The organism is Faecalibacterium sp. I4-1-79 (assembly GCF_023347235.1).
Lineage (GTDB): Bacteria > Bacillota > Clostridia > Oscillospirales > Ruminococcaceae > Faecalibacterium > Faecalibacterium tardum.
Genome location: NZ_CP094467.1, coordinates 1,211,959 through 1,224,861, shown reverse-complemented (window position 1 = coordinate 1,224,861; position 12,903 = coordinate 1,211,959). Strand labels below are relative to the sequence as shown.

The 12,903-nt window shown below is 59.5% G+C and carries 12 protein-coding genes, 1 tRNA gene and 1 riboswitch; of the genes, 6 read left to right on the top strand and 7 right to left on the bottom strand.

Annotation, left to right across the window (positions count from 1 at the left end; genetic code table 11):
* Nucleotides 1–116: 116 nt before the first annotated feature.
* The gene (locus tag MTP36_RS06175) at nucleotides 117–560 is read right to left on the bottom strand and encodes a hypothetical protein (RefSeq protein ID WP_055184907.1); all 444 of its coding nucleotides are present in this window, start codon (nucleotides 558–560) and stop codon (nucleotides 117–119) included.
* A 259-nt stretch (nucleotides 561–819) separates the two neighbouring features.
* On the opposite strand from MTP36_RS06175, the gene MTP36_RS06170 reads away from it, so the two are divergent.
* From MTP36_RS06170 to sigG, 3 genes are all read left to right on the top strand, one after another.
* On the top strand, nucleotides 820–1,656 hold the full coding sequence (locus MTP36_RS06170) for a sigma-E processing peptidase SpoIIGA (RefSeq protein WP_249254150.1): 837 nt from the start codon (nucleotides 820–822) through the stop codon (nucleotides 1,654–1,656).
* Nucleotides 1,657–2,032: 376 nt separating this feature from the next.
* On the top strand, nucleotides 2,033–2,737 hold the full coding sequence (gene sigK / locus MTP36_RS06165) for an RNA polymerase sporulation sigma factor SigK (RefSeq protein WP_249254149.1): 705 nt from the start codon (nucleotides 2,033–2,035) through the stop codon (nucleotides 2,735–2,737).
* Nucleotides 2,738–3,283: 546 nt separating this feature from the next.
* The gene (gene sigG / locus MTP36_RS06160; RefSeq protein WP_005923200.1) at nucleotides 3,284–4,051 is read left to right on the top strand and encodes an RNA polymerase sporulation sigma factor SigG; all 768 of its coding nucleotides are present in this window, start codon (nucleotides 3,284–3,286) and stop codon (nucleotides 4,049–4,051) included.
* Nucleotides 4,052–4,242: 191 nt separating this feature from the next.
* Here the strand turns inward: sigG and MTP36_RS06155 are convergent, their stop codons facing one another.
* A complete protein-coding gene (locus tag MTP36_RS06155) occupies nucleotides 4,243–4,491 on the bottom strand; it encodes a sporulation transcriptional regulator SpoIIID (RefSeq protein ID WP_249254148.1) in 249 nt (82 codons plus the stop codon).
* 110 nt (nucleotides 4,492–4,601) lie between these two features.
* Nucleotides 4,602–4,702: riboswitch (TPP riboswitch) on the top strand.
* A gap of 85 nt (nucleotides 4,703–4,787) precedes the next feature.
* On the opposite strand from MTP36_RS06155, the gene thiT reads away from it, so the two are divergent.
* Both thiT and MTP36_RS06145 read left to right on the top strand, forming a co-directional pair.
* Nucleotides 4,788–5,354: an energy-coupled thiamine transporter ThiT gene (gene thiT / locus MTP36_RS06150; protein ID WP_097783562.1), complete on the top strand. Its 567-nt coding sequence runs from the start codon at nucleotides 4,788–4,790 to the stop codon at nucleotides 5,352–5,354.
* Nucleotides 5,355–5,515: 161 nt separating this feature from the next.
* A tRNA-Ala gene (locus MTP36_RS06145) sits at nucleotides 5,516–5,591 on the top strand.
* A 262-nt stretch (nucleotides 5,592–5,853) separates the two neighbouring features.
* Here the strand turns inward: MTP36_RS06145 and MTP36_RS06140 are convergent.
* Genes MTP36_RS06140 through MTP36_RS06120 form a run of 5 tightly spaced genes read right to left on the bottom strand, consistent with a single transcriptional unit; the run spans nucleotide 5,854 to nucleotide 11,575 of the window.
* Nucleotides 5,854–7,065, bottom strand: coding sequence for a carboxynorspermidine decarboxylase (locus tag MTP36_RS06140; protein WP_249254147.1), 1,212 nt, complete (start codon nucleotides 7,063–7,065; stop codon nucleotides 5,854–5,856).
* The gene (locus MTP36_RS06135; protein ID WP_015537820.1) at nucleotides 7,065–8,324 is read right to left on the bottom strand and encodes a saccharopine dehydrogenase family protein; all 1,260 of its coding nucleotides are present in this window, start codon (nucleotides 8,322–8,324) and stop codon (nucleotides 7,065–7,067) included. The genes MTP36_RS06140 and MTP36_RS06135 overlap by 1 nt, the downstream gene beginning before the upstream one ends.
* A 39-nt stretch (nucleotides 8,325–8,363) precedes the next feature.
* Nucleotides 8,364–9,239: an agmatinase gene (speB, locus tag MTP36_RS06130; RefSeq protein ID WP_005923188.1), complete on the bottom strand. Its 876-nt coding sequence runs from the start codon at nucleotides 9,237–9,239 to the stop codon at nucleotides 8,364–8,366.
* Nucleotides 9,239–10,096 carry a polyamine aminopropyltransferase gene (gene speE, locus MTP36_RS06125; protein ID WP_249254146.1) on the bottom strand — a complete coding sequence of 286 codons (858 nt, stop codon included), beginning with the start codon at nucleotides 10,094–10,096 and terminating at the stop codon, nucleotides 9,239–9,241. Before speE ends, speB begins: the two co-directional genes overlap by 1 nt.
* A 12-nt stretch (nucleotides 10,097–10,108) precedes the next feature.
* The gene (locus MTP36_RS06120; RefSeq protein WP_097779594.1) at nucleotides 10,109–11,575 is read right to left on the bottom strand and encodes an aminotransferase class I/II-fold pyridoxal phosphate-dependent enzyme; all 1,467 of its coding nucleotides are present in this window, start codon (nucleotides 11,573–11,575) and stop codon (nucleotides 10,109–10,111) included.
* Between the two features lie 592 nt (nucleotides 11,576–12,167).
* Between MTP36_RS06120 and MTP36_RS06115 the strand changes: the two genes are divergently transcribed.
* Nucleotides 12,168–12,890, top strand: a complete 723-nt coding sequence (locus tag MTP36_RS06115) for a LytR/AlgR family response regulator transcription factor (RefSeq protein ID WP_249254145.1) — start codon at nucleotides 12,168–12,170, stop codon at nucleotides 12,888–12,890.
* Nucleotides 12,891–12,903 lie beyond the last annotated feature (13 nt).

The window sequence follows — 12,903 nt, the reverse complement described above, 5'->3', positions numbered from 1 at the left end:
CCGCGAGACGGAAGGGGTAAAAAAACACCCCCGCAGGCATAAGCCCACGGGGGTGTTATTATGCTAGTATGTTCCCTGCACCTCTAGGGCACAGTCACGCAAGCATTGTCTGAGAATTAGACACCGGCGGGGAAGTTGAACTTGCCCTCGTTGACGATGTTCTTAGCGGTGCCGAAGCCCAGGTTGTAGATAGCAGCCAGGTTGCCAGCAACGTTCAGGATGCTGTTCACAACGCCCAGAGCGCCGTAGCCGAACTTCTGAGCGCCAGTGGACTCACCGGTCACATTATCGGTGTAGTTCTTCTTCCAGATGTTGCTGAACTGGCCGCCGAAGCCGGTCAGGCCGTTGCCGGGGGTCCAGGTGCCGCTGAACACAGCGCCAACGGTGTTGTCCAGGAAGCCCTGAACGTACTTGTTACCAACGATGGTAATCAGGTTCTTGTGGAAGTTCTGCCACTGAGCAGCGCCCATAGCGGGTGCCAGGTAGTCAGCAACGCTACCGCCCATAACGTAGGTCATCTCGTTCTCAGACACAGCAGAGAAATTTGCAGGCATCATCATAATGAATTACTCCCTTCAAAAATAGAAAAAATATTTTCGAACCGGTGTTTCCGGTTCAATCCTTGCTAGGATGGCAATAATATACCACACTTTCCAGAAATGTTCAAGTACTTTTTTGAAAAAAGTGTAAAAACTGTGAAACCTCGTCCCCGCTTTTGTAGCAAATGTGCACTGTTCATGCGGGTTTTTCTGGTGTGACAAGTTTTTTCGCAAATTTGTGAAAAATAGAATTACCAGAACCATAAGGCGGTGCTGCACAATGAAAACAGTTGTTTTTGTGGACGAATTGCTGCTGGTAAACTTTGCTGCAGCCGCCGCGCTGCTGCTGGGCGCGGGGCTTTTGTGCGGGCGCAGCTGCACCGGGCTGCGGCTGTGCGTGGGCAGCGCAGCGGCTGCGGCAAGCACCCTTGCCCTGCTGGCGCCGCCGTGGCCCGCCCCGCTGGCGATACTATATAAAATAGCCAGCTGCTGCGGGGTGGTGGCGGTGTGCTACGGCGTGCCCGGCGCGCGCAGCTTTGCCCGGCTGTGCGGGTGGTACGCGGCGCTGAACGGCCTGCTGTGCGGCGCGGTGGTGCTGCCCGGGGTACAGGCCAATAACCTGAACGTGCTGCTGCCGGTGCGCCCGGGGCGGCTTTTGCTGTGCTGCGCCGGGGTGTATGCGCTGCTGCGCGGGCTGCTGGCGGTGTTTGGCCGCCCGCAGCGGGGCTGCTTTGCCGCCGTGCTTCACCTTGCGGGAGCGGCTGTGCCCGTGCAGGCCTACCATGACACCGGCTTTACCCTGCAAGACCCTCTTGCCGGGCGGCGGGTGGTGCTGGTGCAGTATCCGCCGGTGCGCAGTCGGTTGCCCGCGCCGCTGCGGGAAACCTTAGACAGCTGGTTTGCCGCCGGTGCTGCCCCGCCCCCGGGGCTGGGGGTGCAGTTTGTGCCCTGCGCCGCCGTTACCGGCCACTGCCTGCTGCCGGCCGTACCCGCTGTGCTATGCTGTGGGCAGCACCGTGTGCCCGGCCTGCTGGCGGCCTTTTGCGCGCCGGATGCCCCCACCGGCGCGTGGACGCTGCTGTTGGGGGATGACGTAGCGGAGGAGGCGGGGGTGTAGGAGTTTTCCGCCCTCTCAGGCGCTCCCGCGCCAGCTCTCCCGGAGGGAGAGCCAAGTTTTAAAGTCCGTTGCTAAAGCTTTAGGAGCAATGAAAAAGTTTCCGGCAGTGCTCTTGGCTCTCCCCTTGAGGAAAGACTTCCCCCACTCCGGGGGAAGATGTCGCGCAGCGACAAAAGGGGGAATCTGGCAAGCCCGACAGGGCTTGACTGAGAGAGCGCACGCCGTTAGCCCCATTGCTAAAGCATCAGGTGTAAAGAGCAAGTTTCCGGCAGCGCCAGAGGCTCCCTCCCAAAAGGAGCTGGCAAAGCCCCTAGGCTTTGCCTGAGGGAGTTTCCTCTATTATACATATAATTAACAGTGCACAGGAGGGATTTCCATGTTGCAGTTTTTACGGCAAGTCTGGCGGCGGCTGTGGGGGCGTTTGCGCTACTGCGGCGCGGTGCATTATCTGGCGGGCGGGCCAAGCCTGCCCCCGCCCCTGAGCCCCGAGCAGGAAAAAGCCCTGCTTGACCGCATGGCTGCCGGGGACGCCGCCGCCCGCGAGGAGCTGATCACCCACAACCTGCGGCTGGTGGTGTATCTGGCAAAAAAGTACGAGAACAGCGGGGTGCCCGCCGAGGACTTGGTAAGCATCGGTACCATTGGGCTGATCAAGGCGGTAAACACCTTCACCCCTGCCCGCAGCATCAAGCTTGCCACCTACGCCAGCCGCTGCATCGGCAACGAGATCTTGATGTACCTGCGCAAAAGCTCCAACCGCCGGCAGGAAACCAGTATCGACGAGCCTTTGAACGTGGACGGCGACGGCAACGAGCTGCTGCTCTCGGACATCCTTGGCAGCGATGCCAACGCCGTAAGCCAGCAGCTGGAGCAGGACGCTGAGCGCGCGGTACTGCGCAGCGCCGTGGCGGCGCTCTCGGCACGGGAGCGGCAGATCATGGAACTGCGTTTCGGCCTTACCGACGGCGTGGAGCGCACCCAGAAGGAAGCCGCCGATGCCCTTGGCATCAGCCAGAGTTATATTTCCCGGCTGGAAAAGCGCATCATCCACACCCTGAAAGCCCGGCTGGAGAGCGAGTAACAGCGCTTGACATTCCGCGTGGGAACGTGTATAATGAAAACACAAGAGGCGCTGGCCCTGCAAACGGCTAGCTCCTCATTGACGAGTCAAGATTGACCGTTGCTTGGGGAAGCGTTGGCGGTCAATCTTTTTTTGCATTCTTGCGTTCCATGGTAATCTTCCATGCAATGTCGAACACTGCGCGGACAACGTTGACGGCAAGCGACAACGCTGCGATGATTTCGGAGATCGTCATGTCCTGCTCACCCCCCTTCGTTAAAACTCCGGGAAGTGCTGCTCAATCTGATTGAACCTCCTCCCGGGTCGTTCTGGGTCGTTCCGCAATGGAAACGAGCGTCAGTTTGCCAACAGAGAAGGTAGCCGCCTGCGTTTGTGGGCACAGCGCCTGATGGACGGCTTGCGCCGCCAGTCACAGCATACCATAAAATTACAGCTTTGTCTACAAAGCGCCCCTCTTTTGCGGAGGGGCGCTCAATTTTTTCCACGCATAGCGCCCGGCGCACAGAGCCATACTTCCGGTAAAGCTAAAAGACCGGGGGCGTTTGGATGTACAACAAGGTGGAGCTATGCGGTGTGAACACGGGGCAGCTGCCTGTGCTGACCGAGGCGGAAAAGCGGCAGCTGCTCACCCTTGCCCACGCCGGGGACAAGGCTGCCCGGGCGCGGATGGTGGAGGGCAATTTGCGGCTGGTGCTCAGTGTGGTGCAGCGGTTTGCCCAGCGGGGCGAGAATCTGGACGATCTGTTTCAGGTGGGGTGCATCGGGCTGATCAAGGCCATCGACAACTTTGACCCCGCGCAGCCGGTGCGGTTCTCTACCTACGGCGTGCCCATGATCATCGGGGAGATCCGGCGTTTTCTGCGGGACAACAACGCCCTGCGGGTAAGCCGCACCCTGCGGGACACCGCCTACCGTGCCATGCAGGCGCGGGAAACGCTGGAAAAGCAGCTGGGGCGCGAGCCCACCATGGACGAGATCGCCGCCGCAGCGGGGCTTGCCCGGCGCGAGGTGACCGCCGCGCTGGAATCGGTGGTAGAACCGCTCAGCCTTGACGAGCCGGTGTACACCGATGGCGGCGATGCCATGTATGTTATTGATCAGGTGCGCGACCCGGACAGCGAGGAGAGCTGGATCAGCGGGTTGCAGTTCCGCGATACGGTAGCCGCCCTCTCCCCCCGGGAAAAGCGCATCATGGAGCTGCGGTATCTGCGCGGCAAAACGCAGATGGAGGTAGCGCAGGAGATCGGCATCAGTCAGGCACAGGTAAGCCGACTGGAAAAGGGCGCGCTGCAGCAGTTCCACACCGGGGGATGAAAGCAGCCGCTTGAAAACCCTCTCAGTCAAAGCCTTACGGCTTTGCCAGCTCCCCCGAAGGGGGAGCTTTTTGCATCTTCCGGTTTGCATTGATGAAGCTCCCCCTTCGGGGGAGCTGGCGCGCAAGCGCCTGAGAGGGTTCCGTCCCAGTCAAAAAAGACCGCTGCGCAGGGCAGTGGTCTTTTTTGGCTTTAGCGGTGGCTGTATCTGCGCCGGGTGGCAGCACCGCCCCGCAGGTGGCGCTCGGCCTTGTTGCGGGCCAGCACGGCACGCACCTGCCCGTACAGCGCAGGGCTGATGCTGCGCAGCCGCACGGCAACATCCTTGTGCACGGTGGACTTGCTGCACCCGAACGCAGCCGCCGCTGCCCGCACCGTGGCGTTGTGGGCAGCAATGTATTCGCCCAGCTGCACGGCGCGCTGTTCTGGATCGGCTTTCATATCCCGCCTCCCTGCGTTCCAGCTTTGCAATGGTATAACATACGCGCTGCCGGGGCGGAATATGTCTGCGGGCTTGACTTTTTGTCCCCCGGCGCGTATACTGTGGGCGGACATAAAAACAGGGGTGCCGTAAGGCTGAGATCCGCATCGCGCGGAGTACCCTTTACCTGATCCGGGCAATGCCGGCGTAGGGAGTTTGCGGAACTGTCCGGTACGTTCAACAAACCTCCATGCGTCTGCTGCCAGCAGGCGCATTTTGTTTTTGTGTACTACTATGAGAGAGGAATCTTTTCATCATGTCCAAAACCTATTCCAAGACCCGTATTCTGGTGGAATGCGCCCTGATGATCGCCATTGGCACGGTGCTTTCCAACATCAAGTTCTTCACCATGCCCAACGGCGGCAGCATTACCCTGCTGAGCATGCTGCCCTTTGTGCTGGTGTCCTTCCGCCACGGCGCAAAGTGGGGCCTGTTCACCGGTTTCGTGAACTCCTGCCTGCAAATGATCATGGGCTTCTACCCTCCTCCCGCTTCCACCTTCCTCTACTTCCTCGGCGAGGTGCTGCTGGACTATGTGCTGGCCTTTATGGCACTGGGTCTGGCCGAGCTGTTCGCCCGCCCCTTCAAGAACCGCACCGTGGGCGTAGCCGTGGGCACCTTTGCCGCCGGTTTCCTGCGCTTTATGTGCAGCTTTTTGTCCGGCGTGCTGGTGTGGGGCAACCTGAATGATGGTCTGGCCGCATGGACTTACAGCCTGACCTACAACGGCAGTTATATGCTGCCCGAGACCCTGCTCACCATGGTGGCTGCTGTGCTGCTGTGCCGCGTGGCCCCGCAGATCTTTGACCGTCAGGCACGCTAAGGCGTAGTTTTTTCAAAAAGAGCATTCCCCCGCTTTCCGATCCCCGCCGGGCACACGCCCTGCGGGGATTTTTTGCTGCAAAAAATTTTCAAAAAACTGTTGACAAGCGCCCCTGTGGCTGGTATAATTACACACGTCGTCAGGCACAAAACAAGACATCTGGGGGTTTAGCTCAGCTGGGAGAGCGCTTGCATGGCATGCAAGAGGTCACCGGTTCGATCCCGGTAATCTCCACCAGAACCAAAGCACTACACGGAAACGTGTGGTGCTTTTTTCGTTAAGGCCAACCGAGTGAGGGTTTTGCTCAACCGGGAGAGCGCCGTGCATGGACTGCAAGAGGGTCACCGTGATTACAACAGCCCGGTAATCTCCACCAGAAAGAAAAGCACTACACAGAGATGTGTGGTGCTTTTTGTTTTATCTGCCGTTCACCTTAACGACCCCTTTCATGAAAAAAGCGTTTGTCGCAGCCCGCAGGCTGTGACAAACGCTTTTTATTTTACTGTGCGCCCAAGCGCATTTTGAAGTCCTGATAGCCGAAGTGCACCAGCTCCCGGCAATTGCCGTCTGCACCCAGCAGCCAGATGGGCGGCAGGGGCATGCCGTTGAAGGTGTTGTTCTTGCAGGTGGTGTAGATGGCCATATCGCCGAAGATGAGCTTATCCCCCTCGGCAAGGGGTGCGTCAAAGCTGTAATCCCCGATGATATCCCCCGCAAGGCAGGTGGGACCGCCCAGCCGGACAGTGTGTGCCTTCTCCCCTGCCTCACCGGCATCCAGCAGCGGCGGGCGGTAGGGCATCTCGATGACGTCCGGGGTGTGGCAGGCTGCGGACATATCCAGAATGGCAAGGTCGGTGTCCCCATTGCGCAGGGTGTCCAGCACGGTGGTGACCAGATAGCCCGCGTTCAGCGCCCAAGCCTCGCCGGGCTCCAGATACACCTGTACGCCGTACTTCTGCCGCACCGACAGGATGCAGCTTTCCAGCGTAGCAAGGGCATAGCCCGGGCGGGTGATGTGGTGTCCCCCGCCGAAATTGAGCCACTGCATTCTGGGCAGCAGGTCGGCAAACTTTTCCTCCACCGCTGCCAGCGTCACCGCCAGCGCGTCCGCGTCCTGCTCGCAGAGGGTGTGGAAGTGCAGACCGTCCAGCAGAGCGGGCAGCTCCGGGTGCGCGGCTACTGCGGCATCCCACTGGACGCGGGTAGTGCCCAGACGGCTGCCGGGAGCGCAGGGGTCATAGATTTCGTGTCCCTCCTGCGTGGAGCACTCCGGGTTGATGCGCAGACCGATGCTTTTGCCTGCCGCCTTTGCCGCCGGGCCGAACTTTGCCAGCTGGCTGGGCGAGTTGAACACGATGTGGTCGGCGTATTGCAGCAATTCCTCAAACTCGTCTGCCCGGTAGGCCGCGCAGAACACATGGTTTTCCTTCTCCGGCAGCTCTTCCCTGCCCAAACGGCTCTCGTACAGGCCGCTGGCCTCGGTACCGGCCAGATAGGGTGCCAGCACCGGGTAGACGTTAAAGTTGGAAAAAGCCTTCTGCGCCAGCAGAATGCGGCAGCCGGTGCGCTGCTGCACGCCCAGCAGGATCTCACCGTTGCGGCACAGTTGGGCTTCGTCCAGCAGATAGCAGGGGGTGGGCAGGCGGTGCAGCTGCTCCTCGGACAGGTTTGCCAGCCCCGCAAAGGGCGGGCGGCTGTCGCGCACCCGCATCAGTCCACCAGAGCCGGGTTGTGGCTCTCGGAGCGGGGCAGGCCGTACTTGTCCAGTGCATCCAGATACGGATCGGGATCAAACTCCTCGACAGTGTGCACGCCCTTGGTGGTCCACTTGCCGGTGAGCAGCATCAGGGCGCCGCACATAGCCGGCACGCCGGTGGTGTAGCTGATGGCCTGAGAGCCCACCTCTTTGTAGCACTCCTGATGGTCGCAGACGTTGTAGATGTAGTAAGTCTTGTCCTTGCCGTCCTTTTTGCCGGTAAAGATGCAGCCGATGTTGGTCTTGCCCTTGGTACGGGGGCCAAGGCTGGCGGGGTCCGGCAGCAGAGCCTTGAGGAACTGGATAGGCACGATCTCCTGTCCGTTGAAGTTGACAGGGGTGGTGGACAGCATGCCCACGTCCTCCAGACAGCGCATGTGGTCCAGATAGCTCTGGCCAAAGGTCATGAAGAAGCGGATGCGCTTTGCCTCCGGGATGTTCTTTGCCAGAGACTCGATCTCCTCGTGGTGCAGCAGATACATATCCTTGTCGCCCACCTGATCGAAGTTGTACTCCCGCTTGATGCTCATAGCGGGGATTTCTACCCAGTGGCCGTTCTCCCAGTAGCTGCCGGGGGCGGACACCTCGCGCAGATTGATCTCGGGGTTAAAGTTGGTGGCGAAGGCGTAGCCGTGGTCACCGCCGTTGCAGTCCAGAATGTCGATCGTATCAATGGTATCGAACTCATGCTTTTTGGCGTAGGCACAGTAAGCCTGGGTCACGCCCGGGTCGAAGCCGCTGCCCAGCAGGGCGGTCAGACCGGCCTCCTCGAACTTTTTGGCGTAAGCCCACTGCCAGCTGTAATCAAAGTAGGCAGAGAAGCCGGCCTCCTTGCAGCGCTTCTCGTAGATGGCGCGCCACTCCGGGTCGTCGGTGTTCTCGGGCTCGTAGTTGGCGGTGTCCATGTAGTTGACGCCGCAGGCAAGGCAGGCGTCCATGATGGTCAGATCCTGATAAGGCAGGGCGATGTTCATTACCAGATCGGGCTGGTACGCCTTGATGAGAGCGATGACCTCTTCCACCTTGTCTGCGTCCACCTGTGCGGTGGTGATCTTGGTGGCGGTGGTGGGAGCCAGCTCGGCAGCCAGCTTATCGCACTTTGCCTTGGTACGGCTGGCGATGCAGATCTCGGTGAACACTTCAGGCACCTGGCAGCACTTGTGGATGGCAACAGAGGCCACGCCGCCGCAGCCGATGATCAGAACTTTGCTCATGTCGATTTACTCCTTTATCTGTAAATGGTAGGTTCGTATTTATACCTGAAATCCCGGCCAGCCCTTGTCCAGCGCGATCAGGGTCTCGCGCAGCACCTTGCAGGCAGTGGCGGTGGAAACGCCGGTGGTGTCCAGCGTAGGAGCCAGTTCGTTCAGGTCTGCGCCGATGATGTTGGCTTTTGTCACGGTGCGGATAGCATCCAGCAGCTGCAAAAAGCTTACGCCACCAGCCTCCGGGGTACCGGTACCCGGGAAGCAGGAAGGATCAAGGCAGTCCAGATCGATGGTCAGGTACACCGGCACCTTGCTCTCGCACAGCTGTGCGGTCAGCTCGGCAAGGCCGGTAAAATCGAACTTGTGCATCTCGGTGTGCTGGGCAGCAAACTCGAACTCTGCCCGGTCGCCGCTGCGGATGCAGAACTGATGGATGCGGCCATCCCCTACCAGCTCGTGGCAGCGGCGCAGCACGCAGGCATGGCTGAGCTTTGCGCCCAGATAGTCGTCCCGCAGGTCGGCGTGGGCGTCAAAATGGACGATGTGCAGGTCGGGGTATTTCTTCACCGCAGCCCGCACCGCGCCCAGCGTGACCAGATGCTCGCCGCCCAGCAGCAGCGGGAACTTGCCGTCCTTCAAGATCTCCTCTGCCCGGGCCTCGATATCGGCCAGTGCCAGCTCGCTGGAGCCGAAGCAGAGCTCCAGATCGCCGCTGTCGAACACGTCAAAATCGGTCAAGTCGGCGTTCTGGTAGGGGCTGTAGGTCTCCAGACCGTAGCTCTCGTGCCGGATAGCCGCTGGGCCGAACCGTGCGCCGGGGCGGTAGCTGGTGGTGGAATCGTAAGGCGCACCGTACAGCACGATGCTGGCGGCGCGGTAGCTGCTGTCGCAGCCGATAAAGGTCTCAACGTTGGGGTGCATCAGTGTTCCTCCACTTCCCGCAGCATCTCCTCCAGAAAAGCCGGCAGGTAGAATGCTCCGATATGCAGTTTTGTGGTGTAGTAGCGGGTGCGCATATTCAGCGTTTTCCACGACTCTGCGTCCAGATCATCGATGGGATGATATTTTTTACTTGCAAAGCCGAACAGCCAGTAGCCCGCCGCAAAGGTAGGGATATGTGCCTGATACACCCGGCTGATGGGGAAGGTGGATGCGATGCGCTTATGGCTGCGCTGCATGGCGCTGGCGTCCTCGGCGTAGAAGGGACTGCCCTGCTGGTTGACCATAATGCCATCCTCTTTCAGGGCGTTGAAGCAGCTGCCGTAGAACTCGCGGGTGAACAGACCCTCGGAAGGGCCGAAGGGGTCAGAGGAGTCCACGATGATCAGGTCGTACTCTTCCTCGCAGCGGCGGATATACTTCAGGGCGTTCTCAAAATAGATATGCACCCGGCGGTCATCCATACGGCAGGCATTGCCGGGCAGGTAGGCGCGGCAGGCTTCCACCACCTGCGGGTCCATCTCCACAAGGTCGATGCGCTCCACACGATCATAGCGGGTCAGCTCCCGCACCACGCCGCCGTCTCCGGCGCCGATGACCAGAATATCCTTGGCCTCCTTGTGCACCGCCATGGGCACATGGACGATCATTTCGTCGTAGATGAATTCGTCGCGCTCGGTCAGCATCACGTTGCCGTCCAGCGTGAGCACTCGGCCGAACTCCGGGGTCTCAAAGATATCAATACGCTGGTAATCGCTCTGCTTGGAGTAGAGCTGCTTATTCACACGGATGCTGTGCTTCACATCCGGGGTGTGAAACTCTGAAAACCAAAATTCCATCTCTTTCCCTCCTTATGCCAGAACATTCAGGTGCAAAATTTCGGGGTCCTCCGGGCCGGTCATGCTGCAGCCCTTGGCCTTGGCGTACTCGATGTAGTTCAAAATCTCCTTGGTGATGCGCTCGCCAGGTGCAAGGATGGGGATGCCCGGGGGATAGCACATGACGAACTCGCTGCACACCATGCCCTCGGTCTCCCGCAGGGGCAGGCTCTTTTTGGGGGCATAGAAGGCCTCCTGCGGGCTGGCAGCCACCACGGGGTCGATGTATTCCTGGCTCAGCAGACCCGAGCCATCGGTGCGGTAGCGGCGCTTGATCTCGGCCAGAGCACTGACCAGACGCTCCACCTCCTGCGGGCGGTCGCCGATGGACAGGTAGGCAAGGATGTTGCCAATGTCGCCGAACTCGATCTGAATGTCATACTCGTCCCGCAGGATGTCGTAGACCTCGATGCCGGCCAGACCGATATCCAGCGTATGGACGCTGAGCTTGGTGGTGTCGAAATCAAAGACGGAATCGCCGTTGCACAGCTCCTTGCCAAAGGCATAGTAGCCGCCTACGGCATTGATCTCCTCGCGGGCGTACTCGGCCATGTCTGCCACCTGATGGAACACCTGCCGTCCCCGCAGCGCCAGATTGCGGCGGGAAATATCCAGACTGGACATCAACAGATAGCTGCCGGAGGTGGTCTGGGTCAGGTTGATGATCTGGCGCACATAGCCCGGATGCACATTGGGGCCGATGAGCAGCAGGCTGGACTGGGTCAAGCTGCCGCCGCTCTTGTGCATGGACACCGAGGCCATATCCGCGCCTGCCGCCATGGCAGACACCGGCAGACCGCCGCCAAAGTAGAAGTGGGTGCCGTGGGCTTCATCCGCAAGGCAGAGCATTCCGGCATCGTGCGCCATTTTTACGATGGCACGCAGATCGGAGCAGATGCCGTAGTAGGTGGGGTTATTCACCAGCACGGCCACGGCATTGGGGTGCTCCTTGATGGCCTTTGCCACCTGCTCCCTCTTCATGCCCAGCGAGATGCCCAGACGCTTATCCACCTCCGGGTTCACATACACCGGCACAGCGCCGCACAGCACCAGCGCGTTCAGCACGCTGCGGTGCACATTGCGGGGCAGAATGATTTCATCGCCCCTCTTGCAGGCGGTAAGCACCATGCTCTGCACACTGCTGGTGGTGCCGCCCACCATTAAAAAGGCGTGTGCTGCGCCAAAGGCATCGGCGGCAAGCTCCTCAGCTTCCCGGATGACCGACACCGGGTGGCAGAGGTTATCCAGCGGCTTCATACTGTTCACGTCCACGCCCACGCACTGCTGACCCAGAAAAGCGGTCAGCTCCGGGTTGCCACGGCCCCGCTTGTGGCCGGGCACATCAAAGGGCACCACCCGCATCTGCCGGAACCGCTCCAGCGCCTCATAGATAGGCGCACGGCGCTGATCCAGCCGGGAACGCGCTTTGTTCTCGTTCATCTTTTCCTCCGTCCCTGTTCTTCTTTTTGCACAACAAAAAAGCGCAGGCACTGCACAAATATGCAGACCTGCGCTTGGAAAAGCTTTTTCCGCGCTGATAAAGCACCCAGCCGTAAGTGCCGGTGCTGCGCGTTATTTGCGATCCAAAAAGACGGGGTGATGAGAGTCTATATAGCAACTACACTTTTACTACTCTTATTGACCGTTTCACAAGTCTGCGCATAGGCTGCGCAATTTCATGGTTGTAAAGGAACCAACTTATAAAATTTGAGCTTCAAACTCAATCAATAATGGCAGCTTGCGCCGCCGGTCGGCAGTGGACCCGGCTGTCCGTATGGCCTTAGCCCCGTTTGGGCGGTCCCGAGTAAATTGCTTTGAAAAGACTCTGCAAGGCGGTGTCTCTCAAAATCAACAAAAGAATAACATGATTCGCCGTATCTGTCAACCAAAACTTTTTGGCAGTCGCCCGCTGCGGGTGCGCAGGGCGGCGCTCGACGCGCAAAATGGAGCGTTTTGTGCAAAAAAGCAGATGCCCTTCCCGCCGCAGTATGCTATAATAAAGGAACAATGAATGGAGAAAGAGGGTATATGGATGGCACTGCCAATCGCCATCGTAGAGGATCAGACCCTAGACGCCCAGCGGCTGGAGGAACTGCTACAACAGCAACTGCCCGAAGCCGAATGCACATGGTTTACCTGCGGGGATGATTTTCTCCGCACCGCAACAGAGCCCGGCTTATACGCCGTGGTGTTTCTGGATATCTGCATGGCGGGCACCAACGGCATCGAGACTGCCCGCCGGCTGCGGCAGGCCGACCCGGAGGTGCTGATCGTATTCGTGACCTCCTCGCCGGAATATGTATGGGATGCCTTTCCGGTGCATCCCTTCGATTACCTGCTCAAGCCCTATCAGGAGGAAAAATTCGAGCACCTTGCCGCCGAGCTGCGGCGGGCGCTGCGTTGTAAGGAGCCGGAGCTGGAGATCCGCATTGCCCGCCAGAGCATTCAGCTGCCGCTGTGCAAGGTGCTGTATGCCATTGCCCGGAACCACTACGTCCTGATCACCACTGAAGATGGTGAGTACCGCGCCATGTGCAGCTTTGCGCAGATCGAAGAAAAGCTTACCGCGCGGGAAAACTTTATGAGCTGCAACCGGGGCGTTATCATCAACATGGACAAGGTGCTGCGGTTCGGGGAGGACTGTATCGAGATCTTGGACGGCACCTGCCTGCCGGTACGGCAAAAGGATAAATGCACCCTGCTTGCCCACTTTACACAGTACCAGTTCCGCCACATGCGGCAGGAACTGCATTGAGGAAAGGAGCAGC